This is a genomic window from Catenibacterium faecis (assembly GCF_014306455.1).
Taxonomy (GTDB): Bacteria; Bacillota_I; Bacilli_A; order Erysipelotrichales; family Coprobacillaceae; genus Catenibacterium; species Catenibacterium mitsuoka_A.
Genome location: NZ_JACRWG010000022.1, coordinates 1 through 25,713 on the forward strand (window position 1 = coordinate 1; position 25,713 = coordinate 25,713).

General features: G+C 32.9%; 20 protein-coding genes. 5 read left to right on the top strand and 15 right to left on the bottom strand.

The window, feature by feature from the left end; genetic code table 11:
* Positions 1 to 350: 350 nt before the first annotated feature.
* The 7 genes from H8909_RS06415 to thrC form a co-directional block, all read right to left on the bottom strand.
* Positions 351 to 1,799: a glycoside hydrolase family 1 protein gene (locus H8909_RS06415; RefSeq protein ID WP_117459390.1), complete on the bottom strand. Its 1,449-nt coding sequence runs from the start codon at positions 1,797 to 1,799 to the stop codon at positions 351 to 353.
* 13 nt (positions 1,800 to 1,812) lie between these two features.
* The gene (locus tag H8909_RS06420) at positions 1,813 to 2,688 is read right to left on the bottom strand and encodes an alpha/beta hydrolase family protein (protein WP_187012231.1); all 876 of its coding nucleotides are present in this window, start codon (positions 2,686 to 2,688) and stop codon (positions 1,813 to 1,815) included.
* Positions 2,685 to 3,905: a hypothetical protein gene (locus tag H8909_RS06425; RefSeq protein WP_187012232.1), complete on the bottom strand. Its 1,221-nt coding sequence runs from the start codon at positions 3,903 to 3,905 to the stop codon at positions 2,685 to 2,687. Before H8909_RS06425 ends, H8909_RS06420 begins: the two co-directional genes overlap by 4 nt.
* A gap of 11 nt (positions 3,906 to 3,916) precedes the next feature.
* Complete coding sequence (locus H8909_RS06430; RefSeq protein ID WP_006505197.1) at positions 3,917 to 4,168, bottom strand: hypothetical protein; 252 nt, start codon at positions 4,166 to 4,168, stop codon at positions 3,917 to 3,919.
* Positions 4,169 to 4,571: 403 nt separating this feature from the next.
* Entirely contained in the window at positions 4,572 to 5,330 is a 759-nt protein-coding gene (locus H8909_RS06435) for a histidinol-phosphatase (protein ID WP_187012233.1), read from the bottom strand.
* Positions 5,331 to 5,369: 39 nt separating this feature from the next.
* The gene (gene thrB, locus H8909_RS06440; protein WP_187012234.1) at positions 5,370 to 6,263 is read right to left on the bottom strand and encodes a homoserine kinase; all 894 of its coding nucleotides are present in this window, start codon (positions 6,261 to 6,263) and stop codon (positions 5,370 to 5,372) included.
* A gap of 2 nt (positions 6,264 to 6,265) precedes the next feature.
* Positions 6,266 to 7,750 carry a threonine synthase gene (gene thrC / locus H8909_RS06445; protein WP_022425154.1) on the bottom strand — a complete coding sequence of 495 codons (1,485 nt, stop codon included), beginning with the start codon at positions 7,748 to 7,750 and terminating at the stop codon, positions 6,266 to 6,268.
* A gap of 182 nt (positions 7,751 to 7,932) precedes the next feature.
* On the opposite strand from thrC, the gene asnA reads away from it, so the two are divergent.
* The 4 genes from asnA to H8909_RS06465 all read left to right on the top strand — a co-directional run bounded on the left by asnA (position 7,933) and on the right by H8909_RS06465 (position 17,129).
* Positions 7,933 to 8,949, top strand: coding sequence for an aspartate--ammonia ligase (asnA, locus tag H8909_RS06450; protein WP_117459395.1), 1,017 nt, complete (start codon positions 7,933 to 7,935; stop codon positions 8,947 to 8,949).
* A 56-nt stretch (positions 8,950 to 9,005) separates the two neighbouring features.
* Positions 9,006 to 10,904: an NAD(+) synthase gene (locus H8909_RS06455; RefSeq protein ID WP_187012235.1), complete on the top strand. Its 1,899-nt coding sequence runs from the start codon at positions 9,006 to 9,008 to the stop codon at positions 10,902 to 10,904.
* Positions 10,905 to 11,038: 134 nt separating this feature from the next.
* Positions 11,039 to 13,597, top strand: a complete 2,559-nt coding sequence (locus tag H8909_RS06460; RefSeq protein ID WP_187012236.1) for a PD-(D/E)XK nuclease family protein — start codon at positions 11,039 to 11,041, stop codon at positions 13,595 to 13,597.
* A 1-nt stretch (position 13,598) separates the two neighbouring features.
* Positions 13,599 to 17,129, top strand: coding sequence for a UvrD-helicase domain-containing protein (locus tag H8909_RS06465; RefSeq protein WP_187012237.1), 3,531 nt, complete (start codon positions 13,599 to 13,601; stop codon positions 17,127 to 17,129).
* 35 nt (positions 17,130 to 17,164) lie between these two features.
* On the opposite strand, the gene H8909_RS06470 is transcribed toward H8909_RS06465, so the two are convergent.
* The 6 genes from H8909_RS06470 to H8909_RS06495 form a co-directional block, all read right to left on the bottom strand.
* Positions 17,165 to 17,455, bottom strand: a complete 291-nt coding sequence (locus tag H8909_RS06470; protein WP_040389743.1) for a hypothetical protein — start codon at positions 17,453 to 17,455, stop codon at positions 17,165 to 17,167.
* A gap of 32 nt (positions 17,456 to 17,487) precedes the next feature.
* Positions 17,488 to 19,296: a sensor histidine kinase gene (locus H8909_RS06475; protein WP_187012238.1), complete on the bottom strand. Its 1,809-nt coding sequence runs from the start codon at positions 19,294 to 19,296 to the stop codon at positions 17,488 to 17,490.
* Positions 19,283 to 19,945, bottom strand: coding sequence for a response regulator transcription factor (locus H8909_RS06480; protein WP_226793636.1), 663 nt, complete (start codon positions 19,943 to 19,945; stop codon positions 19,283 to 19,285). Before H8909_RS06480 ends, H8909_RS06475 begins: the two co-directional genes overlap by 14 nt.
* Before the next feature lie 53 nt (positions 19,946 to 19,998).
* Positions 19,999 to 21,684 (bottom strand): phospho-sugar mutase, encoded by a 1,686-nt coding sequence (locus H8909_RS06485; RefSeq protein ID WP_022425161.1) that lies wholly within the window; start codon positions 21,682 to 21,684, stop codon positions 19,999 to 20,001.
* A gap of 198 nt (positions 21,685 to 21,882) precedes the next feature.
* Positions 21,883 to 22,368 (bottom strand): Cys-tRNA(Pro) deacylase, encoded by a 486-nt coding sequence (gene ybaK / locus H8909_RS06490; protein WP_129980874.1) that lies wholly within the window; start codon positions 22,366 to 22,368, stop codon positions 21,883 to 21,885.
* 30 nt (positions 22,369 to 22,398) lie between these two features.
* The gene (locus H8909_RS06495; protein ID WP_022425162.1) at positions 22,399 to 23,061 is read right to left on the bottom strand and encodes a hypothetical protein; all 663 of its coding nucleotides are present in this window, start codon (positions 23,059 to 23,061) and stop codon (positions 22,399 to 22,401) included.
* A 96-nt stretch (positions 23,062 to 23,157) separates the two neighbouring features.
* Here H8909_RS06495 and H8909_RS06500 point away from each other — a divergent pair, with 96 nt between their 5' ends.
* The gene (locus H8909_RS06500) at positions 23,158 to 24,135 is read left to right on the top strand and encodes a D-cysteine desulfhydrase family protein (RefSeq protein WP_187012240.1); all 978 of its coding nucleotides are present in this window, start codon (positions 23,158 to 23,160) and stop codon (positions 24,133 to 24,135) included.
* On the opposite strand, the gene H8909_RS06505 is transcribed toward H8909_RS06500, so the two are convergent.
* Together H8909_RS06505 and H8909_RS06510 are read right to left on the bottom strand one after the other, a co-directional pair.
* A complete protein-coding gene (locus H8909_RS06505; protein WP_187012241.1) occupies positions 24,132 to 25,256 on the bottom strand; it encodes an ABC transporter permease in 1,125 nt (374 codons plus the stop codon). The two genes, H8909_RS06500 and H8909_RS06505, sit on opposite strands and share 4 nt — an antisense overlap.
* A 117-nt stretch (positions 25,257 to 25,373) precedes the next feature.
* Positions 25,374 to 25,640, bottom strand: a complete 267-nt coding sequence (locus H8909_RS06510) for a phosphocarrier protein HPr (RefSeq protein WP_022425165.1) — start codon at positions 25,638 to 25,640, stop codon at positions 25,374 to 25,376.
* Positions 25,641 to 25,713 lie beyond the last annotated feature (73 nt).

The window sequence follows — 25,713 nt, forward strand, 5'->3', positions numbered from 1 at the left end:
TCATCCTGAGCCAGGATCAAACTCTCCACTGAATATGTGAAGAGCTGATGTTCAGCTCATCAATTAAATGTTTTCAAATAAATCTGACGTGTATCTGTTCAGTTTTCAATGTTCTGTCTCAGCCCGTCTCCCGGACTGCCTGTCTATAATACCCAATATTCCAACACTTGTAAAGCATTTTTTTAAATTATTTTCCGTTTTTATTTCACAATGTTTATTTTTGTCGATATAATCAACTTTTTTCTATTTTGATTATTTTTTATCTTCTTTTACATATTTCTCTTGTAAGCTCTCTATGCCTTATTTAAACATATAAAAGACTGATTCAATATGAATCAGCCTTCTATGAATTATAATTCTTCACCATTAGTTTCAATAACTTTCTTATACCAATAGTATGAATCTTTTGGAATTCTCTTTAGAGTACCAGAGTTTTCATCTTCATCACGATCTACATAGACAAAGCCATAACGTTTCTGATAACCATTTAACCAGCTTAATAAATCAGTATATGACCATGTGCAATATGCAAGAATACGGCATCCATCATCACATGCTTTCTTTAATTCTTCAATATGGTTACGCAAATATTCAATACGATATGAATCATGGATCTTTCCATCTTCTAATTTATCAAATGCGCCAAGTCCGTTTTCTGAAATAACGATTGGTAAATCATAACGTGAAGTAATCTTACGACACGCAAAACGTAATCCCATAGGATCAATAGTCCAGTCCCAGTCAGTTGTAGGAAGATTCTTATTTGCAGGTACCTTATACATACCAGGTACACCTTCCATTTCTGCTGTACCCTTCTTACCTGTATTGTTTTCTCCACCAAGAGAATCAACACCATCTAGTGGGTTGTATTCAATACTACATGTCTTATAGTAGTTAACACCCATGAAATCTACTTTAGATGCAGCTTCTTTTAGAATTTCAGCATCGCCTTCTTCAAAGTGAGGGGCAACACCTAATGATTCTAAATACTTCATTGCAGATCTTGGATAACGTCCATAAGCATAAACATCCATCCAGTAGTATGACTTTAAGTCTTCATAATCAACACATGCCATCTGATCTTCTGGTTTATCAGATACAGCATAAGCTGGACCATAAGCGAATGATGAACCGACTAATGCATCAGGATAAAGTTCCTTTAATGCAAGTACTGATTTTGCATGAGCCATGAATGCATGATGATTCACCTGATAGTAAGTCTTCATATCCTTAAATTTTCCTGGTGGATGTTTAGCAAGCATCCAGCCATGTCCAGTGAAGACATTCTGCTCATTTAAGATAATCCAATGTTTAACACGATCACCATAACGTTTAAATAATGTAGTTGCATAATTCACAAAATCATCGACAATACGACGATCTTCCCAGCCATGATATTGATCTTCTAATGCCTGTGGTAAATCCCAATGATATACAGTCACCATTGGGACAATATTATACTTTAAGCATTCATTGATTAAGTCATCATAGAACTGTAAACCTTTTTCATTCACCTGTCCATTACCATCTGGATAGATTCTTGACCAGGCAATTGAGAAACGATAAGTCTTTAACCCCATTTCAGCCATTAATCTGACATCTTCTTTATACATATGATAATGGTCAACTGCCTTATCACCAGTAGTAGCTTTGAATGTCTTACCTGGGATTCTTACAAACTTATCCCATACTGAAGGCTTTTTGCCATCTTCAGCCCAGGCACCTTCTACCTGATAAGCAGCTGAAGCACTTCCCCATAAGAAATCCTTTGGGAAGCCTGTTGATTCTTTAAAATACATTTTAATCCTCCTATCATCCATTTCTATTTAAAAACTCTATAAGAAGATCCTTATAAGGATGCTTTTCATCAAGAGCATAAAATGGCTCATCTTTTAATGGCATTAATTCTTTAACACATAATGCATTATTGTATAAATCAAATACATCATTAAAATCTACCTTATTGTTGTTTTTGTTTTGGATAAATAATGTCGGAATAGTATTCCTTCTTATATATCTCATGACATCTAGATCATCTAGAGGTACATTTAATTCTTTTCTTAATACAATCGAAAGTAAAGGACGTGTGATAGATTCTGGATATCCATCATTCTTCATTAAATATGCAAAGTAATCACGCACATTCTTAAATGTACTTTCTACAATTAAGCTTGTTGCATTCTTTAATAAACCTGCACTACCTGCACAAAGTAGTGCGACAGCACCTGTTTCTTTACCATAGAAGAAGACTGGATGATCTTCGCCATACTTTTGAATAATGAAACGATTCCAATAGTTAATATCCATAACATCTTGGAAACCAACACCTCTTGTCACACCATCAGATGATCCATTACCATAACAATCAATCATCAAGATATTAGTATGAGGGCAAATTGACTGAAAATAGATTGCTTCATTTTCTAGAGAAGATGCATCTTTAGTAAAACCGTGAACCATGATTAATGTATTGTCTGCATGATCCACTTCAAGTAGATGACCAGTTAAAATCGCATCATTCATATTCTTAATACGTACTGTCTGAGGCTTTAAAGTCTCAAATAAGGTACGTTTAATATGTGTACGATATAAGCGTTCATCTACAAACTGACTTGTTTTCTGATATAACCCTGCACCAGCAAGGACAGCTGTTCCAAAGACTGCTGTGACTATATTTCTCTTTTTCATTTATACCAATCTCCAAAATTATCTAATAATAATCTATTGATATTTAATACCTGTTCAAATGAGCTGAGCTTATACTTATCATTATTCATTCTACCTGCAAAGAAACGAATAGCGGCAACGAGTTCATTACGAACTGATGTACGCATTTCTGTTGGAAATGAACTAATTGGGAAGCAAGTGAATATAAATGTATTGTAATCATTGCTGAATAAATCAAGCAATACATCATAACCTTCATTTTTTAATAATGTATTACCTAATGCAAGATCTAGATCATGATTTGCATAAACAAGAATCGAATCCACAATTGTTCTAAATACCTGTTTGATTACTTCTCTAAAAGGTTCTTTCTTATTTAAATAAGAATAAAATAAATAAGAATAAACAAGATTACATTGATTTAAATTATTAGCTTCCTTATCGTATAAGATAAAGTGCTTTTTCAAATTGTCTGATAAAGCCTTTAAAACAACCTCATTATAATTAAATAATGAGCCAAGATTGCTCATAATACAAAATGCGAATAAAGTATGCTGACATAGTAGATGCATAAGATGGAACAAATAGCTTGCTGCATGCTTATAGAATACATCTAGATGGTCAATAATTTCCTGAATCAATTCTCTTACATAATATAAATGATATTGATATTCCGTATCACGATATTTAGAATTTGGTCCATCCCAGTCATATTCATAAAGTATGTTACGTAATAATAAGATCAATGAAGAAATATAAACATCATATTTTTGTGTCTTGATTAAATCATGCATAACTGGAAGATAGATTTCATAGAAAGAATCGACTGTCTTTTTATTAATCCCCTGATGATACTTCATGTACTCCAAGATCTCAATATAATCAATCGGTGCCATGTTTGTATCAATAAGATGATGTTCCTTCACAATCTTTGGAATCAAAGAATAATGAAGGACATGTGTAAACTTCTCTTTATAAAAAATATGTACCAGTGCATCTTTAATAATAAACTGCTTTTCCTGGTCATTTAAATTTTCTGAGAATTCTGCTTCAACCTTATCACCATATGATAATTCAACATAAATATCGATATTTCTGAAGTTTTCATCAAGCATATAATAATGAAACTTCATCGCAGTATCACTAATACGATAGCTACATCTATAACGATATTTACCTAGATAATGACTTTTATGTTCATCCAGGTACTGTTGGATAACATCTTCTATTTTACCCATACAATTCCTCCTTAAAAATCATTTTCATGAGCCATCTTAAAACGTGCAATTGATCCGCTCTTAATAAAACGTTCCGCAAAGAAACGAATGTTATCTAAATGAAAGTCTCCTCCCATTGTAAGAGAAGTATCCATGATTTCTTTTGTAAGAGCATAAAGAGCTTCTTCAGTTAATCCATAATCATCTGGATTAATGATTTCTCTCACCGCTTCTACACATTCTTCAAGATGTGCTGTTTTATCTATATCTGTAATATGTTCCATTTTTATCACCACCTTTATTATACAGCCTTTAATCAATACTAGGCACTTTATATTGTAAAGGTTTTTTTAAATAAATGAAATAATATCATTCTTTTTAATATCTAATACATACTTTCTAATTTAAAAATATCACTACCGTATATTATATTACTACATTTTTCTCATGCATCTAATTCAAAATAAACATGAATATATCAATGCTTTTTAAATTTAATGTCACAATAACTGTCAAACTAATTCAGTTACTGACATATAGTGCCTGATATGAGCAATCTTAATCAAGCGAGATACATTACTACATTTTCTGCATACATTTAAATCAAAATAAACATGAATATTCCATAACTTTTTCAATTTACACTCAACGGAACTGTCAAAAGAAAAAAAGGCTTTCTCAAGCCTTCTATCTCAACATCTTAATATCTTCAGTAATTTCTAAACCACTTTCCTTTAAGTAAGCATAAGCACGATTATATGTTTTAGTATCTTTTAATGCACTTGGTTCATGCGCATCTGTGCCGATAATAATACGATTATGATGCTTCTTACATAAATCAATAAATGGCTGACTTGGATAATGATGCATAGCCTTATATCCTAATAAGTTAAATTCTAAAGGCATATCTATTTCAGCCGCATGAATACAGATTTTCTCTAACTCATCAATATGTTCTTGATTCTTTTCATCATAGAAAACAACATCAGGATGCGCTACATATGAGAATAAGCCTGTATCCATAGCCTTGATTACCTGTGATACATATCTCTTTAGTTCTTCTAAAGATACTGGATGACCATAATAAATACCAGTTTCATCACTGCCATCAAAATGATTCCCTAAAATAATATAATCAAGCTTATACTTTTCAAGCTGATCCTTAAGCCACTCCATCTTATCTTCAAAGTATTCACATTCTAAACCAATCTTAATAGAAATCTTGTCTTTATACTTATCTCTTAGTACTGATAATGTATGGACATAGTCTTCAAGTTGTGATTCATCCATACGCATTGTGGCATGATATCCTGATTCATAATGCCATGGTGTATGGTCTGAAAAGCCTAGTTCTGTATATCCAGCTGAAATGGCTGCTAGAATATATTCTTCTTCACTTCCAATTGCATGCATACATCTTGTTGTATGTGTATGATAATTCTTCATTTGATCCTCCTGAAAAAAATACCTGACAACTGCCAGGTATTATAAAAAGTCACATGTAAATCCACGTTCATCTAATTCTAACTTTTCTACTTGCCATCCGTCAATTAAAGATCCTAATTCTTCTTTAATACGAACAACACCCATTGTATCATCAGCACGAATTAAAGCCATGATAGTAGGCCCTGCGCCTGATAAATAAGCACCTAATACTCTTTCATCCTTCTCTAATGTTTCCATAATAGGAAAGAAATTATCAATTAGGTGTCCACGATATGGCTGATGGAAACGATCCTTAAAGCCTAGTTTTAAACCTTCATCATATCCATTAATAAGTGATGCAACCATTAATGCTAGATGAGATACATTCTTAATCGCATCTGCACGGTCTAGTGTCTGTGGTAATACAGAACGTGCTTTTTCTGTAGATAATGTGAAAGGTGGAATAAGTGCGACATAACGGTATTCCTGTTTAACTGGAATAGATAATGTAGTCACTTTATGTTCTTCCATAACAGATACAGTTAATCCACCAAAGATTGCTGGAGCAACGTTATCTGGATGTCCTTCAATCTTTGTTGCAAGTTCAAGAATGTTCTGACGTTCTTCATAACGATTCTTGAATGCGAATGCACCGACAATACCAGCCACAATACATGTAGAAGAAGAACCTAATCCTCTTGTATAAGGAACATCTCCTTCATTGGTAATACGTAATCCTTTATAATCTAATCCTACATAACGTGCACCTTCTTCAAAAGCACGATAAGTTAAGTTATCTTTGTTCGCAAACTGTTCAGGACATCCTAAGATTTCTAATCCTTCATCTAATAATTCAAAAGTGAATGTATTATATAAAGTTACTGCTAGACCCGCAACGTCAAATCCAGGTCCTAAGTTTGCACTTGTTGCAGGAACTCTTACCTTTACAAACATAATTAGTACTCCTTGATCTTTTCTGCAATAGTATCTAGAATTGCATCTCTATCAATAACACCCTTATGAAGAATTTCACGATCCTTAATTCCTTTTAATGGGTAAGAAATTTCCATACCAGTTAAATCATGTAGTTTTTCGATAGCTGTATAAACATCTACTTCTTCACCAGTTAATGCCTGATATACAGATTCTGGGAACTTATAAGGTGATGCAGTAGAAAGTAAGATTGTCTTAGTTGTATCACCAGTGTTCTTGACATATTCTTCATAAACACCATAACCAACAGCTGTATGTGTATCTAATAAATACTTGTTTTCATTCCAGCAGTCATGAACAACTTTAAGTACATCTTCTTCTCCAAGACATCCTGCCTTGAATTCTTTCTGAACTCTTGCAAGTGTTTCATCATCTACTTTATAAACACCTGTTTCTTTAAGTTCTTCCATATACTTATTCACTTTTTCACTATCACCATTCACCATGAACCATACTAATCTTTCTAAGTTACTAGAAACTAAGATATCCATTGCAGGAGCATTAGTCTTATAGAATTCACGTCTTGCATCATAAGTACCCGTAGTGAAGAAATCAGTTAAGATATTATTCTTATTAGAAGCAACAATGAACTGATTCACTGGTAATCCCATATTCTTTGCAATCCATCCAGCTAAGCAGTTACCAAAGTTACCTGAAGGCACTGTAAAGTTTACTGCTTCTCCTAGTTTGATTTCATTTCTCTTCACAAGTGTTAAATATGAATAGAAGTAATATACAATCTGTGGAATTAAACGTCCAATATTGATTGAGTTAGCTGAAGATAAGAAGATATGATGTTCATCACAAAGTTCTTTTAATTCTTTAGAACCAAATGCCTTCTTAACTGCAGACTGTGCATCATCAAAGTTACCTCTAATACCGATGATTTCAACATTCTTACCTGTTGTTGTCACCATCTGCTGCTGCTGAATAGCTGATACACCATCGATTGGATAGAAAACTTTAATACATGTACCTTCTACATCCTTAAAGCCTTCTAATGCAGCTTTACCTGTATCACCACTTGTAGCTGCAAGAATCATCACTTCACGTTCTTCACCTTTCTTCTTTAAAGAAAGAGTCATCATTCTTGGAAGCATAGATAATGCCATATCCTTGAATGCAGCTGTAGGCCCCTGATAGAGTTCTGCAACATATACATTTCCTGCTTTCTTTACAGGAACCACTTCATCACAGAATAAACCTTCACCATAAGCCTGATTGCAAGCTGTATGTAATGCTTCTTTTGCATCACTAGGCGCAAATGTACCAATAATCTCAGTTGCAAGATCTACATAGTTTAATGGGAGTAAATCTTCTAGATTTTTCTTCTCAAAATCAAAGTCAGGTACAAGTAATCCCCCATCACTTGCGATTCCCTGAAGAATAGATGTATAAAAATCAATAGGTGTCTGATTGCCTCTTGTGCTCTTAAACAATTTTTCCATTGTGCATCTCCTTATCTTGTGTTTCCAACATTGTATTAAATAATCGGAAATAAGTCAATCAAGTTCGTTGTTTTTTCAATTTCCCTAAATTATTACATATTTTTAAATATTCAAAGAAATACTGTTTTCTTTCTTTCTTTTTTATTTTTTTCTTATATAATCATGTATAAAGGAGTAAAGTTATGAGCAAAGTATTTATACCAGAAAACTATCATTCACAACTCAATCTGATTGAGACTGAAGTTGCGATTAAAATGATTAAGGACTATTTTGAAAGACGTTTATCAGAAGAATTAAGACTCACTCGAGTATCTGCACCACTATTCTTATTAAAAAACACAGGATTAAATGATGATTTAAATGGAACTGAAAGACCAGTAGCTTTCAACAGCTATGAATTGAATAACGATGATGAAATTGAAATTATTCATTCACTTGCAAAGTGGAAGCGTGATGCGCTTTATAGATATGGCTTTGAAGCACATACTGGACTATATACAGATATGAATGCAATCAGAAGAGATGAAACAATTGATAACCTTCATTCTATGTATGTAGACCAGTGGGACTGGGAATTAGTGATCAAACCTGAAGATCGTACTGTTGATTTCTTTAAACAGACTGTTAAGAAGATTTATAAAGCTTTATTAGATTTAGATTTCTTAATGATTCGTCATTATCCAAAATTAGATAAAGGATTATTACCAGAAAAGATTTTCTTTATTACCACACAGGAATTAGAAGATGTTTATCCTGATTTAACACCAAAGGAAAGAGAAAGAGCTATTACTAAGGCTAAGAAAGCTGTATGTTTAATGAAGATTGGGGATACCCTTAAGTCAGGTATTAAACATGATGGACGTGCACCAGACTATGATGACTGGACACTTAATGGTGATATTCTTGTTTATCATCCTATTCTTGATGATGCATTTGAATTATCTTCTATGGGTGTACGTGTTGATGCGAAAGCTTTAAAAGAACAGTTAAAGAAAGCACATGCTGAAGAACGTACTGAACTTCCTTACCATCAGAACGTTTTAAACAATGTTTATCCATTAAGTATTGGTGGCGGTATTGGTCAGTCACGTTTATGTATGTTCTTCTTAAAGAAAGCCCATATTGGTGAAGTACAGGCTTCATTATGGGATGAAGATACAATGCGTATCTGCGAAGAAAATGATATACATTTATTATAAAGTTCACTCATGTGAACTTTTTTTGATATAATGAGAGGGAAATTGGAGGAATGTTTATGAAAGATGGTTTTATTAGAGTTGCAGCTGGTTCTTTTAAAGTCTCTATCGCAAATGTGAAAAAGAATGCGCAGGAGATTATCCGTTTATCAAAAGAAGCCAACGCAAATCATACACAGGTTCTTGTATTAAATGAGTTATGTTTAACTGGTTATACAATTGAAGATCTTTTCTTTCAGAAAAGAGTATTGAATGAATCAGAAACACAGCTTCAATATATTCTAGATGAAACAAAAAATCTTGATACAGTGATTGTTATTGGAATGCCACTTGTCATCCGTAACGATCTTTACAACTGTGCTCTTGTATTACATAGAGGAGATATTTTAGGTGCTGTACCTAAGACATATATTCCAAATTATCATGAATTCTATGAAGGTAGACATTTCAAGAGTGGTCGTGATTTAGATGAGTATATTACTATATGTGATCAGGAAATTCATGTGACAACTGAACAGATTTTTGAAGATGTGAATCATCCTTGGTTAAAGATTGGAGTAGAAATATGTGAAGATGTATGGGCACCTCATACACCAAGTACTGATGCATGTTTAAACGGTGCAACACTTATTGTGAACCCTTCTGCATCTAATAACTTAACAGGTAAGAGTGATTATAGACGTAGCTTAATTAGTGCAACAAGTGCAAGACTTGTATGTGGCTATGTTTATAGTAATACAGGTGTAGGTGAATCAACAACAGATGTGGTATTCTCTAATCATCACCTTATTTATGAAAATGGTACATTACTTAAAGAATCTACTCAGTATTCTACAGGTTTAATCTATGCAGATATGGATTTAGAAAAGATTCATACAGAACGTATTGAAATGACCACTTATGATAGTGAAGATTATTTTGATGCTGTACCATTTGCATTAGATGATGAAGAATTAGATTTAGATCGTTATTATGATCCTCATCCATTTGTCCCTAGTGATAAAGATAAACGTGCTGCCCGTTGTGAAGAAGTATTTAATATTCAGACTCATGGCTTAATGCAGAGACTTGAAGCAGCTCATATTAAGAAAGTCGTTGTTGGTATGTCTGGAGGACTTGATTCTACTCTTGCCTTACTTGTAATGCATAAGGCTTATAAGATGCTAGGTCGTCCTGTATCAGATATTATTGCGGTGACTATGCCTTGTTTTGGTACAACAGATCGTACTTTAAATAATGCCTTAACACTTATGAAAGAACTAGAAGTCACTTCTATGACAGTCAATATCAAAGATGCCGTTAACCAGCATTTTAAGGATATTAATCATAACCCTGAAGTCCATGATGTCACTTATGAAAACTGTCAGGCTCGTGAAAGAACACAGGTACTTATGGATATTGCGAATCAGGCAGGTGGTATTGTCGTAGGTACAGGAGACTTATCAGAAGTTGCACTTGGATGGTCTACTTATAATGGTGACCATATGAGTATGTATGGTGTTAATGTTTCTGTTCCTAAGACACTTGTAAGATATCTTGTAGATTATGTATCTACTTTATATAAAGGTGAAGTATTAGAAGCTACATTACAGGATATTCTTCATACACCAGTTTCGCCTGAATTACTTCCTGCAAAAGATGGTGAAATTACTCAGAAGACAGAAGATATTGTAGGACCTTATGAATTACATGACTTCTTCCTTTATCATCATGCAAGATTCCATTATGAACCACAGAAACTATTACGTATTGCGGTTCATACATATGGTGATAAATATGATGAAGCAACAATTAAGAAATGGCTCACTCTATTCTATAGACGTTTCTTTACTCAGCAGTTTAAGCGTAGCTGTATCCCAGATGGACCTAAAGTTGGTTCAGTGGCTTTATCTCCTCGTGGAGATTTACGTATGCCTAGTGATGCAGATGTATCTATGTGGCTTGATGAGTTACGTTAACCTGAAGCTTTCCACTTATGTGGAAGGCTTTTTTTCTTAACTCCATTATATAGGTGTTATAGAGACTGAACTTAATGCATGATTTTAGATGCAATGATATAATAGTACCAAAGTACAAATGAAGGAGAATCATTATGCAGATTATTAAAGGGATGCACCTCAATAAAAAACTCAATGAATTGGCAGAACACTTACAGGGACCTGCTTATATCATTACAGAGAATACAGAATATGTAGAAGATCTATTCTTGAATAAGTATTCCTGTTTATTTGATATAGAGGTTCTAACACTTAAACAATATATAGATAAGATTTTGATTTCACATAAACAGTTTGCCCGTCATATTTATTCACAGGCAGATCTTGTTTTTATAATGCGTCATATTCTTTCTTGTCATACATTTAATACAATACAGTTTAGTTCTAATTCTTATGAGATGATTCTTGAACTCATTAATACACTTAAGAAGATTCATAGAAATAATATAACTCTTGAACAGTTTTTCGAAGATACTTTATTAAGTAAAAAATGTGAAGATTTATATACAATTAATTCTCTTGTTCCAGGAGGATACTGGACAATTGAAGAAATGGTAGAAGATTTAATAGATGATTCTTTAAAGACACCTCTTTATATTATGAGTGATGATTATCCTCATATTGCATCCAAAGAGTTGTTTAAGAAGATAGACAACTATGTTCCAGTCACATTATTAGAGATGACAGATGCAGATGAAGTATTAAATGAATATGAAGATACCATTATTCATCATTTATTCGATAATGTGGATGTGCATAATGTAGCTAAAGGACGTATTATTACAGGTGGTCATCCTATGCAGGAATGTATGAAGATTGCCTGTGATATTAAATCACGCATTGTGAATGAACAGCTGCAATATGAAGATTTTATGATCATTACAAATCAGGCAAGCTATTCAGATTATTTAACTATATGTTTTGATGAACTCAATATTCCTGCCACATTATCACAAAATGAAACATGTCATTATAATAGTGACTACCGTAAAATGTCTCGATCATTATCAGAGTGTAAAGGACATACTTTTAAAGAAATTATTCAGTTCCTTCAAAAACAGGATATCAGCGCATCCATGATCAAAACTCTTGATGCCTATAAATGTGATGATGAAATTAGTCCTGAAGAGTTTGATTTATTCCTTCAATGTATTATCCCAGGTAAAAGGGAAACAAATAAGACAGGTGTTATCGTGACTTCACTTGAAAAGGGACTCACTGCAACACAAAAACATATTTACTTAACAGGAATCAATGAAACATTCTTACCTTTAGAAATCAGTGATAAAGGATTCTTAATGGAGGAGGACTATAAACAGTTTAATCCTCATCCTTTATTATTAGATGAACAGTTACAGGCACATTATAAGCGTATTATACAAGTTCTTTTAAACCCTTATTTATCTTATACATTCTCTTATAGTAAGAAGAATATGGCTGCCAATGAGTTAATTCCTTCTATTCTTATGTCACGTTTAAGTGATCTATTTGAATTAGAATATATTAATCCTCCATTGAATCTCATCAAGAATAACCTATATTTAAATCAATCACGTATAGATGAAGATCCTATTAATCGATTGATTGATCATTATAAGATGACAAGTAACCAGCCTGAGTTTATTAAAGATACAAATAAGCTCGGAAGAGGGGTCAGTATATCTCGTTTAGAGACATATAATAAGTGTCCTTTCTCTTATTACATTAAATATGGATTAAAGATTACAGAAAAGAGAGAAGATACTTTGCAGTCAAGTGAACTTGGTTCTTTATGTCATTATTTAATGGAGAAATGTCTAGATGATGAATCTCTTGTAGATCAAGAAGCAAAACATTATATAGAAGAGAATCTGAAAGAGAAATATGATGGTCATCCAATGAACCAATACTTTATTAATAATCTGATTGAAGATATGAAAATGACAATCAAGATTATTCAGAAGCAGTTAAAACTAGGTGACTATGTCCCTATCGCAAAAGAGAAAGAAATTTCTGGTGAAATTGGTGGTGTTCCTTTCTCAGGTATTATTGATAGAGTGGATGAATTTGAGAATATGGTGCGTATTGTGGATTATAAATCAAGTAAGAAAGAGGTTGATTTCAATCTCGCAATACAGGGATTTAATATTCAGATGCTTGTTTATCTAGATATGTTATGCAAGCAGGAAAACAAGGACCGTGCAGGTATGTTGTACTTTAATATGAAGAGACGTATGCTTGCACGTGAAGATGATTCATGGGGAACTAGTATTCAAAGGGAAATATTAAAGGAGTATCGTATGGAAGGCTATATGGTGGATGATGGATCAACTAAGTCTGTAAAAGCACTTGGTATTTCCCCAGACCTTGTGACTCCTATTAGAGTTAAGAAGTCTGGAGAATACTATAATGGCGCAAAAGTGGTTTCACCTGATGAATTAGATCAAATAATGGAATATGTGGAAAAGCATATTTCTGAACTCTATGAAAAGATTCATGAAGGATTGATTCCTATCCACCCTACTTTAATGGAAGGTGCACAGCCAGCGAATGACTTTAAAGTATATCCATGTAATTACTGTCCTTATAAATCAGTATGTTTATTTGATGTATTTGAGAACGAAAATAGAATAATTGCGAAAGATATGTATAAGAAACTAAAAGGAGATGATTAGAATGCCTAAATACAATAAAGAACAGCAAGCTGCAATTGATTTAAGAGGAAAGACCATTCTTGTCAGTGCTCCTGCTGGCTCAGGAAAGACAAGAATTCTTGTAGCCCGTTTAATTAGTTTGATTGTGAATGATCATTATTCAATGGATCAATTTCTAGTATTAACTTTTACTAAAGCGGCCGGAAATGAAATGAAACAAAGATTGAATGTATCTCTACATGAAGAAGCTTTGGCTAATCATGATGAAGAAACATTGAGACATATTCAAGAACAGATTCAATTACTCCCTCATGCATATATCACTACATTTGATAGTTTCTGTAAGACACTATTAGAGAAGTATGGCTATTTAATTGGTGTGATGCCAGGATTTAAGGTGAACCCTTCACCTGATTTAATTAAAGACCAAGTACTAGATCAGTGTTTAGAGAAATGGATAGAAGATCCTCGTTTCCAGGATTATGCCTCTCGTCATAATACAAAAAATGATTTTGATGAATTAAAACAGACATTGATTGATTTCCAGAATATTACTAATTCTTTTGTGGATTTCCATCAATTCCTTGATCAAGTTCATGAGAAGTATTATAACCCTAAGTTTTTTGGAGAAAAACCGATTCTAGATGGCATGGCAAAATTGTATCAAGACTGCTGTATTAAAAGTTTAAGTGCCTATAATATTCTCTATCGTTTCTGTGAAAAACATGATATTACTTATTTCTTTGAAACAGATGAAAACGCGAAACATCCTGCACCTGCCACTGCATTATATGACTATTATTCTGATCTGTATAATGCCCTCAATAAACCCTTTTCTTTTGATATTTTGAATGGACTCGTATCACATAAAATAGAAATGTCATCTATCAAGTGGAGTGAACTCGGTGTAGATGATTCAGTTAAGAAACAATATACAAAACTGAAGGCTGATGTCACTGAACCACTTAAAAAATTACAAAAATATTTCTCTTTTACAGATAAATTCCATGAGTATCTTACTTTTTCTTACGAGGATATTTATTATTTGCTAGGAAAAAATGGGCTGTTAGATCAATTCAACCAGGCTTATAAAGAAGCAAAAAAAGCCAGAAACGAATTGGACTTCCATGACCTAGAAGAGTATGCAACTAGACTTTTACAAGAAGATCAACCTGTAGTAGAAAGATTAAATCATACATTAAAAGAAATCATGGTAGATGAATATCAGGATACCAATCAGATACAGGAAAATCTTGTTTTAAAGATTGCGAATTATGATAAAGAGATTCCAATGTTTATGGTCGGTGATATGAAACAGTCTATTTATCGTTTTAGACAGGCTGATCCTTCTATCTTCCAGCATAAGTTTGATACATTCACTAAACTAGAAGAGATGACAGAATATGATACAAATATTCGTATTGATTTAAAGTATAACTATCGTTCTGAAAAAGTTGTATTGGATAGTGTCAATTATATTTTTGATTGTATTATGGATACTGCCGTAGGTGGATTAGAGTATATCCATGGGGATAATGCAATTTTAAGATATGATTATGATGCGAAAGGTACAACACTTTCAGAATTAAAAAAGAATCATGATTTTGATACAGATGTACTTATTTCTCTTTATAATAATCAGGAAGAATATACAAAATCCGAAGTAGAAGCACATATGGTTGCTCAGAAAATTATTCAGATGAGGCAGGTTACAGATTATAAGTATCATGATTTTGCGGTACTCATGCGTGCTACAACTGAATTTATTACTTATAAGAAAGTATTTGAACGTTATCATATTCCCGTCAATATTACTTTATCCACTGGTTTATTTGAATCCAATGAAGTCATCAGCATCATGATATTATTAAAGGCTTTAGTAAATCCATATGATGATATTGCGATGTTGTCTGTATTACATAATAACTTCTTATTCTCTCATTTTACTGAGAATGAGTTATTAGAAATCAGAGATGCAGATGATCCTCTCTATATCAACCTTACACATCATACCAACAATAAAGTACTTCATTTCTTAGAAGTATTTGATGATTTAAGAAATACGGCCATGACATCTTCACCTTATGAAACATTAAAGAAATGTTTAAAAGAAACAGGATACCAAGCTTTTGTATCCCAGCTAATGAATGGTGAACAGCGTAGCGCAAACTTAGATATTCTATTAGAAACATTCCGTACTAATGAAGAATATCCTTATTTAAAAGATTACTTAGAACTATTAGATTCTTCTTCTAGCCAGGCCCCTGGATTTATTGCGAGTGATGAAAATGATGCCGTAGAGTTCATGACTATTCATAAGTCTAAAGGGTTACAGTTCCCTGTTGTATTTGTGAGTGCGATGCAGAAGAAGTTTAATAATTCTGATGAAAAAGCCGACATTATCATATCTCAGCATGATGGTGTAGCAGGAAGTGTTGCACGAAAAGAAAAGTCTCCTTTTGGAAAAATTCTATGTAAGTATGAACATCCTTATTTAAAGATGTTGAAGCTGCTGATTCGTCAGGAAACAGTGAATGAAGAAATGCGTATTCTTTATGTCGCCTTAACACGTGCAGAAAAGAAACTGATCTTAACTGGTACTATTAAAGATGAAGAAGAGATTATTTCTATTGCGCGCAAGGTACAGGCCAATGATACAGATCCTACCTTAATAAAAGGCCATGGCGTTGTATATAACCTCGCCATGCGTTCTACGAATAATTATTTAAGCTGGGTTCTTATGGCTTTATTAAGACATCCTAATTTCCAGAAGGATATAAGACAATTTATTCCCGAAATTAGTCCTTATCTTTCTTTAGATCGTTCTTCTTTTGAAGAACTAGAAAATGATGATACCTACTTAGCACGTTTCCATTGTGTAATACAAGATAGCAGTGAAACAATAAATAAGATTCCTGCTTATGCGAAAACAAAGATAGAGAACCAATATCGTGCCTACAAGAAGTATTATGATTTTGAATATCCATATCCTGTTGAACCACGTAGCATTGCGGTCACAAGTATGGAAGAAATGAAGAATGATGATACACATTTTGATTTTAGTAATGAAGAAACTCACTATCTAGCGACAGATAGAGGAACACTCGTACATAACTTATTGAGTTACTTTAATTTTAAAGATGATGATCCTCAAGAACTGATTGAATCACTTCATAAGAATCAGATGTTTGATGAGGAAGGACTCAAGGTCTTAAACAACTATCTTCCTCATATCAATGATTTTATCAATAGTGATACATATCAATTGATTAAAGATGCAGATCGAATTTATCAGGAAAAACAATTTAGATATAAAGATGAGAATGGACTCATCATCAATGGTATATTTGACGTAGTCTTTATTAAAGACAATAAAGTTTATGTACTAGACTATAAGACAGATAGAGTATCAAAAGACAACAGCGAAGAAGTGCTTAAAGAGCTCCATCGTACACAGTTATCTTATTACTCTAAAGTACTTAAAGAAGTATTCCATACTGATGTACAGCCTATTATCTACTATCTTCACATCAATAAAGCTATTTACTTATAGAAAAAGACTGATATCACTTATGTGATATCAGCCTTTTATTTTTCTACAGTATTGTTTTCTTCATCTCTAAATAATTCTTTTTGACAATGGGGACACACTGTTAAACTACCTGCATCTTTTGTAGGAAGGTAGTTATGACAATAAGGGCATCTCCAATAAACGAGACCAAGAATAAAATAAATAACTAAACAAATAATAATCGCGATAGTCAGAATAATCGCAATTGAGGCGTAACCTATGAAATAACAGACTAATGCTGCAATCGCAAGGAGACTAGCTAGATAACTTTGTTTAGACATAAAAAACTGTACTCTTTTTAGTTTCATAAGATCACCCATTCCCTACTTGCCTTATTATATCAATATTCAAAGTAGAATAGAACACCTTTTTCTGTATTTTCTACTCCAAAATGATATCCATGTCTCTCTAATATCGCTTTTACGATAGGAAGACCGAGTCCTGTTCCACCTTGATCCTTAGAAATATAGGCTTCCCAGATAGATTCCATCTCTTCCTGAGAGAGATGATGTCCTTCATTTTCTATCTCAAAGCGATGCTTCATAATACGATATGTGATTATACCATGTTCTTCGGTATGTTTAATCGCATTAGATGTGAGGTTGTTAATAACTCTTTCTATCTGAATAGGATCACAATCTAAATCAACAACTTCATATTCCTTTACTACATGAAGTTGTTTCTTTTCTAATTCATATTCAAAATCATCTATGACTTCTTCTACTAATTCAGATAATGAAACATAATAGTTATTGAGTTCAATCTTACCTGATTCTAAACGTGAAAGTTCCAACATTGTGAGTACAATTCCATTAATACGCTCTATCTGTTCATTGATGATAGAAATATATTTTTCTCTTGATTCCTGCGAAGTAGCATCTTCTAATAATTCAGAATAACCGGCAATAATACCAAGGGGTGTTTTGATCTCATGTGTGAAGTTCGCAATAAACTGTTTTCTTGTATGTTCAAGTCTTTGGACATGTTCTAATTGTTCTGTAAGCTGATTGATTGTATTGTCCAGATTAGTACTCATGATATTAATATTGTTTTCTAATTGTCCTATTTCATCATGACGTGTAATTAAGAACTTCTCACTGAAATCATTTTTCGCAATTTCACTTGTAACTTCTGATACATGTCTTAATGGTTTAGTAATCATATGTGAGATTACAATAGAAATCACAACATTTAACCAGAGCACAATAATATAAATATACCAAGAATGTTCAAAATAATTCACAGCAGCTCTTTTAGTTAATTTTGGTATAAAGCTTGCAGATACAAAATAACCTTTTACACCACTTGTATTTGATACAGAAGAGATTTCTTGATTAAGTTCTGAAAGCACAATAGTCATTGTACCATCACCTACATTAATACTCTTAGAATGCACATAATCAGACCCTCTTGCATATTCAATACTATCAATCTTCTTGATCTGTTTCTCTAATGCCTTCTTAAGTTTCTTATAATCAGTGAACTCTCTTCCACCGCTTGCACCATTTCTTTCATAAAAACATCTTTCAGACATATACCAGGATACTTTATATTTCTTCAATGATTTATGTGAGTTATTAAGTAACACCTTACCATTAATCGCAAGATAAGCAGGATGAATACCTGTTGTATCCATTGATGTATAGTATTCAACTTCTTGTTTATCATTATTAATATAATATTGTTTCTTTTTAGACTGTGCACCACCTATAACTACTTCATAATTCTCATCCGGATGGGCAATCATATATTCATTGATTTTCTTTACTAAATTATTTTCAGATATATCTACCATGATTTCTTGACTCTTATTTTCATCAAGAATCCATAATTGAGATACATGTAAAGAAGCACTACTCACAAATGACTTAATATTATTATCACTATCAACAATCGCAGACATGCCTTCATTGGTTAGGTAGTAATTCTTTAAATATGTGGTCATATTCTTATTATCTAATGAATATTCCGTTTGATAAATACTCTGTATTCCTGAAGTGAGTGAAGCATCGTAAGTTGAACTAATAAGACGCTCTTTGTATTCTGTAATACCTTGTAAGGACATAAGTCCTAGAATAATAATAAATACAAACAACATTAAGAAGAAAGTACGCTGTACAAGTCCAAAAGACCATTTAGTCTTCTTCATCCGTATATGTATAACCTGCCTTCATAATAGTCTGAATACGATGTGAATGTACACCTAACTTTTTTCTTAGTTTCTTAATATAAGTATCTACAGCACGTCCATCACCATAATAATCATAACCCCAGACCTTATTTAAAATCTGAGAACGAGTAAATAACTGATTCTTATTATTTAGAAATAACTCCATCAATAAATACTCTTTATTAGGAAGTGCTACCGCTTCACCATCCACATACATGAGATGCTTACTTTCATCTAGCCAGATTGTTTCTTTATCTTCTTTTTCTGTCTTCTTGCTTCTATTTAAAATAGCCTGACATTTCGCATATAAAACAGAAGGTTTAAATGGCTTAGTAATATAATCATCTGCACCTACATGATAACCGTCTAGCATATTATCAGTTTCAGATAAAGCACTGATAAAAATAATAGGCATATCATATTTTTCACGGATCTTCTTACATGTTTCATACCCATCCATTCCTGGCATCATAATATCAAGTAAAACCATATCAATATCCTGATTCACTTTTTCTAAAGCATCATAACCATCTACAGCTTCAATGACTTCATAATCTCTTGTTGCGAAATATTCTTTAATAATATCTCTAATCAGTACTTCATCTTCTACAACTAATAATTTATACATTTTACACCTCCAAATAATAAAGGACTCTATCGAAGATAGAGCCCCCATATGAGTTATTCACCAATTAATTCCATCATTGCCTTATGGAATACTTCTGTCTTATCAGCAGCATCCTTCGCATCTTTACCCTTAATTGAGAAATAGAATTTACATTTAGGTTCTGTACCAGAAGGTCTAGCAGCAATCCAAGAACCATCTTCTAGATAATACTTTAATACATTTGACTTAGGTAAGTCAATTGTAGTGCCATCAGAACGTTCACTTGTTGCATAATCTTCACTTAATACAACCTTTACGCCACCAATTTCAGTAGGCTTATCCTGTCTTAAAGTATCCATCATTTCTTTAATACGTGCAGCACCTGCAGCACCAGCCTTTGCTAAGGCAATCTGTGATTCTTTGAATGTACCATACTTAGCATATAATTCATTCAATACATCAATAAGATCCTTACCCTGCTTCTTATAGTAGTTACCACATTCAGCAGCAAGTAATACAGCCTGTACAGCATCTTTATCTCTTACGAAGTCTTCTACAACACAGCCATAGCTTTCTTCATAACCAAAGATGAACTGTTTTTCATGAGTCTTTTCATACTTTCTGATCTTATCACCAATGAACTTGAATCCAGTTAATGTCTTTTCAACATCAACACCATAGTTTCTCGCAACTAATTCACCAAGATCACTTGTAACAATAGTATTATACATAACTGCATTATCAGGTAATGTACCCTTCTCTTTTCTCTGAGATAAGATATATTCAAGATATACAGCAGCACTCTGGTTACCACTCATTAATACATATTCACCATTGTGTTTTGCGACAACACCAAGTCTATCACCATCTGGGTCTGTAATTGCGACTACATCAGCATCTACTTCTTTCGCAAGCTTAATAGCTAATTCATAAGAAGCGTCTACTTCTGGGTTTGGAGACTTAGTATTTGTATAATCTGGATCAGGTGCACACTGTGCAAGTACTGGCACAATATCATAACCTAATCTCTTTAAACATGTTCTTACAGGGATGTTATCTGCACCATGCTGTGGTGAATAAACAATCTTGAAATCAGACTTATCTAGTCCAGGATTGATTTCAATACCCATTACAGCTTTATAATAAGCTTCATCTACTTCTTCTCCTACCCATGTAATGAATGGATAAGCTTCTTCATCACTGATCTGTTCGATTTCTAATTCGTCATCAATTTCATTTACATAATCAACAACGATATCACCCCATTCAGGGATTAACTGACAACCAGTATCATCATATACTTTATAACCGTTATATTCCTTAGGGTTATGAGAAGCAGTAATCATGATACCACCTGCACATTTTAAGTAACGTACTGCGAAAGATAATTCTGGAGTAGGTCTTAAAGATTCCATGATATAAGACTTAATACCAAACTTTGCGAGAATCTTTGCAGATTCAATCGCGAAACGATATGACATATGTCTGTTATCATAACTGATTGCCACTCCACGTTCTTTACCTTCTGGTAAATTAGCTACATATTTCGCAAATCCCATATTTGCTTTACGAACTGTATAAATGTTCATACGGTTTGTACCAGCACCTAAAATACCACGCATACCTGCTGTACCGAATTCAAGATTCTTATAGAAAGCATCTTCCTTCTGTTCTTCTGTCATTCCGGCAAGTTCTGCCTTTAATGAAGCGTCCATGCCTTCATAATTTAACCATTGCTCATATTTCTTATTAATATCCATTTTTAAGCGTCACCTCTTGGCTCTATTATACCATTTTCGAAAACCTATAGAAACAAAAAGCGCTACAGTTACATTATTTTCTCATAACTTTCACTTATATTTTAGATACTTCTCTAAATTAAATAGTAATATTTACGAATATCGATAAGTTTCTGTCGATAACTCCTAAGTAAACACTTACAGATATATAAAAAGGGATTAGTGATCTCTCACTACATCCCCAATTTTTGCATCACAATAAGTTGTAATATCCTTTGATGAAACAATCATCTGATAGCCTCTTTTACCTGCTGAGAGAGCGATAGGACGGTCTTTTTCTATGCTGGCATCAAAATATGTTGGAAACTTCTTTTTCATGCCAACAGGAGAACAACCTCCACGCATATAACCTGTAAGACCTAGTAAATCCTTCATATGAAGCATTTCTACCTTCTTATGTCCAGATAGTTTAGCGAGCTTCTTCAAGTCTATTTCCTCTAATACAGGAATACAGCATACTAAATAGTCATGGTCCTCATGTAATACAAGTGTCTTATAGATATCACCTGCATCCATATCTACTTGTGATGCTACATGTTCACCACTTAAATGTTCTTCATCATATTCATATGTTTTGATTTCATAAGGAATCTTATCACGATCTAACATTCTTAACGCATTTGTTTTAATTTTACTCTTTTTCATATATATCACCTTGGATGATATTATAGCACTTTATCGTGGCCAATGTTCATTTTCTACAAAATAAGTAGCTTCCATATCCGCTGTAGATAAGGCGAAAGCTTCAGGGAAACGACTAAATACATTACCTACAGTTCTGGCATCATCCCCATAGCTAAAGCCCATATGATAGGCAATGGCTGCTGTTTCTATATCTGTAAGCTTTAAATAGCGATTCATAATATAAACACTCTTAGAACCATGTCCTACAGGAAATGCATCTTCTATTGTATAGAAAGGAACCTGTTCCCATTGTCCTTGCGCATTCTTCTTATTACGCATTTCTGTCTTATAAATATCAACCTTGCATAAATCATGAAATAAAGCACATAATGCTATACTTTCTTCACTCATAGATAAATGATAACCTGGTTCACAACGCTTCTTTACATAACTTCTAAAGCAGAAATAGACATGGAGACTATGGTCACATAAACCACCCTCATAATCTCCGTGATAACGTGTACTTGCAGGTGCACTATAGAAATCAGTACCTTCTAGCCATGAAAGAAGATCATAAATTCCTTCTCTTTGTATATACTTATGACAAATATCATTAAATAATGTTTTTACTTCAATAGAAGATAAATCATCCTTTTCAGGATACATATCTTTTGCGAGTCTTAATAAAATACCATCTTTACCAATTGTTTTCATGTTTACATCTCCTCGTCTCTATTATACCAAACTTTTCTGTAAGAAAAGTGTGTATTTGTTTTATATTTCTACTATACTATTAGTAGGGGTGATTACGTGAACAAACTACATTTGGCCCAGCTGCCTACTCCTATTGAAAAAATAGGCTATCTCTCCAACAAATATAAACCAAATATTTTTGTGAAAAGAGATGACTTAACAGATAGTGTGGCATCTGGTAATAAGATTAGAAAACTAGAATACAGTGTTGCAGAAGCTTTATCTTTAGGTTGTGATACACTGATTACAAATGGTGGATTCCAATCCAACCATTGTCGATCTACTGCTGCAGTAGCCGCAAAACTAGGATTAAAGTGTATTCTTATACTTAGAAAAGAACCTGGTGAAAATATTGAAACAGCCAACTTCCTTTTAGATCATATGCTTGGTGCTGATATAAGAGTAAAGGAACATGATGATTTCCAGGCACATAAAGATGAGATGATGCAGGAAGTCTATCAGGAAGTATTAGATAAAGGTGGTAAACCTTATATTATTCCTATGGGTGCTAGTAATGGAATCGGTACTTTAGGTTATATTGATGCTTTTGATGAAATACTAGAATATGAGAAAAAGACTGGTATTGTGTTCGATACTATTATTGATGCAGTAGGTTCTGGAGGAACTTATACTGGTTTATATTTGGGTAATGAATTAAGACAAGCTCATAAAGATATCGTAGGTATTAATGTATGTGATGATGCTGATTTCTTTATTAAAGAAATTAATAGTATTATTGATGATACATTATCTCATCTTGATGTAAAAGATGTAGAGAGAAGTCATATTCATATTATTGATGGATATGTAGGAAGAGGCTATTCTTTAAGTCGCAAAGAAGAATTAGAAGCTATTTCTGACTTATCTAGACATAGTGGTATTATTCTAGATCCTGTATATACAGGTAAGGCGTATTATGGACTAATCCATGAATTAGAAAAAGGTACATTTGATCATGCAAAGAATATTCTATTTATGCACACAGGTGGTATATATGGTTTATTCTCTAAATCAAAAGAAATAATCTCAGCCTAGGCTGAGATCTTTTTCTTATAAGCGATAATAACTGTTTCTAAATACATAATAGATGTAATACCAATAGACTCTATTAATATTCTAGGTGTATAGGTTGTTTTGATCTTTCTTGTTTCTTTTTGTGACATATTCACATCATGCTGAGATAAATAAGTATTAATTGTATATTTAGAAAGAGATGGACTTGTGAAACATGAAATAGTAAATGAAATCATAAAGATAATAAGTATCTTACTAAGATTATGTGTTTTAAATAGTTTATGACATATAAGTATTAAAAAGAGAGAACCAATAATTAATATAATCAAAGGAATGATCTTTAACTTATCACATATATTTTCAAAGATAGAGACACATGCATTATATTGTGCATCATTGGATGTAAGCTGGAGATGATTCCAATCCAATGGTTTTCTTTGTGCTTTCTTTATAAAGCCTTCTGTATTGCTGTTTTTATTTAAATAATAAGTAACAGAAGAAACAGTTTGTTCAGTATGACTTAATGACTGCGCTTTTGATAAAGCGATAAAGATAGTATTATAAGGCTTTAAATGACTTAATAGCCCTACTTTATTCTTATAGATTCCTACAATAGATAATGATACATCTCCTTTTTCTGTGTTTAATTGAATATCGTCTCCTAAACTTAGATTATTATTTTTCGCAAGTGCATAAGAAATTACTGCATTGGATGTATTCTCATCATTCTTATTTAAAAGTCTTCCTTCTTTAAGTTTATATTCTTTTGAATTAAAGTCCTGGATCAGCGTCATAGAGGAATAACCTGCAAGAAGAAATGTATCTTCTTGTAATTTTGTCAAACGAATACGAGGGAAAGAAAGACGTGTATTAACTGATTTAAGTGTATGTGAAGATGCATTGACTAGTTGTTCATAGTTATAAGTTTTGACGCCTTTAATAGTAGTTAATTGTTTGGCATCTCTGATACTTATTCCATTATCAGATGATAGTGTGACTTCATACTTTAATTGTTTCTTATACTTATTAATAACCTGTGATGATCCCTGCTTAATGAACAAGCACATCATGATAAGATTCATTGTGATACATACAATGATAAATAACGATAAATAATGTAGACCCTCTTTCCCTTTAAACATAATGCTGCCTCCTTATAAATATAATAAGAAATAATATTTGCGGTATTATGGAGTAAATATGGGAAAAATTGTGTAAAAAAACAGTGGATAAAATCCACTGTCAAAAACAAAAGTATATTATTCAGCAACTTTCTGTTCTTTGATAACCTTAGCGATAGATTCGATTACGTCCTTTTCGTCTTCACCTTCAGCTTCGATTTCTACAGTAGCCTTAGTTGGAACACCTAAAGACATAACACCCATGATTGATTTAAGGTTAACGCTCTTACCGTTATAGATTAAGTTAATATTGCTAGAGAATTTGCTAGCCTGATTTACTAAGATTGTAGCAGGTCTTGCATGTAAACCTACTGGGTCAGATACTACGAATGATAATTTTTCCATTTAAAAAATTCCTCCTTATGAATATGGTATTATTATATCACAAATCCTAATTTTTTCTATAACTTTATGTCAT

Excerpts from the sequence above, each read along its gene's own strand:
- H8909_RS06415 (WP_117459390.1), bottom strand. The coding sequence starts at position 1,799 with ATGTATTTTAAAGAATCAACAGGCTTCCCAAAGGATTTCTTATGGGGA.
- H8909_RS06420 (WP_187012231.1), bottom strand. The coding sequence starts at position 2,688 with ATGAAAAAGAGAAATATAGTCACAGCAGTCTTTGGAACAGCTGTCCTT.
- H8909_RS06425 (WP_187012232.1), bottom strand. The coding sequence starts at position 3,905 with ATGGGTAAAATAGAAGATGTTATCCAACAGTACCTGGATGAACATAAA.
- H8909_RS06430 (WP_006505197.1), bottom strand. The coding sequence starts at position 4,168 with ATGGAACATATTACAGATATAGATAAAACAGCACATCTTGAAGAATGT.
- H8909_RS06435 (WP_187012233.1), bottom strand. The coding sequence starts at position 5,330 with ATGAAGAATTATCATACACATACAACAAGATGTATGCATGCAATTGGA.
- thrB (WP_187012234.1), bottom strand. The coding sequence starts at position 6,263 with ATGTTTGTAAAGGTAAGAGTTCCTGCAACAAGTGCAAACTTAGGACCT.
- thrC (WP_022425154.1), bottom strand. The coding sequence starts at position 7,750 with ATGGAAAAATTGTTTAAGAGCACAAGAGGCAATCAGACACCTATTGAT.
- asnA (WP_117459395.1), top strand. The coding sequence starts at position 7,933 with ATGAGCAAAGTATTTATACCAGAAAACTATCATTCACAACTCAATCTG.
- H8909_RS06455 (WP_187012235.1), top strand. The coding sequence starts at position 9,006 with ATGAAAGATGGTTTTATTAGAGTTGCAGCTGGTTCTTTTAAAGTCTCT.
- H8909_RS06460 (WP_187012236.1), top strand. The coding sequence starts at position 11,039 with ATGCAGATTATTAAAGGGATGCACCTCAATAAAAAACTCAATGAATTG.
- H8909_RS06465 (WP_187012237.1), top strand. The coding sequence starts at position 13,599 with ATGCCTAAATACAATAAAGAACAGCAAGCTGCAATTGATTTAAGAGGA.
- H8909_RS06470 (WP_040389743.1), bottom strand. The coding sequence starts at position 17,455 with ATGAAACTAAAAAGAGTACAGTTTTTTATGTCTAAACAAAGTTATCTA.
- H8909_RS06475 (WP_187012238.1), bottom strand. The coding sequence starts at position 19,296 with ATGAAGAAGACTAAATGGTCTTTTGGACTTGTACAGCGTACTTTCTTC.
- H8909_RS06480 (WP_226793636.1), bottom strand. The coding sequence starts at position 19,945 with ATGTATAAATTATTAGTTGTAGAAGATGAAGTACTGATTAGAGATATT.
- H8909_RS06485 (WP_022425161.1), bottom strand. The coding sequence starts at position 21,684 with ATGGATATTAATAAGAAATATGAGCAATGGTTAAATTATGAAGGCATG.
- ybaK (WP_129980874.1), bottom strand. The coding sequence starts at position 22,368 with ATGAAAAAGAGTAAAATTAAAACAAATGCGTTAAGAATGTTAGATCGT.
- H8909_RS06495 (WP_022425162.1), bottom strand. The coding sequence starts at position 23,061 with ATGAAAACAATTGGTAAAGATGGTATTTTATTAAGACTCGCAAAAGAT.
- H8909_RS06505 (WP_187012241.1), bottom strand. The coding sequence starts at position 25,256 with ATGTTTAAAGGGAAAGAGGGTCTACATTATTTATCGTTATTTATCATT.
- H8909_RS06510 (WP_022425165.1), bottom strand. The coding sequence starts at position 25,640 with ATGGAAAAATTATCATTCGTAGTATCTGACCCAGTAGGTTTACATGCA.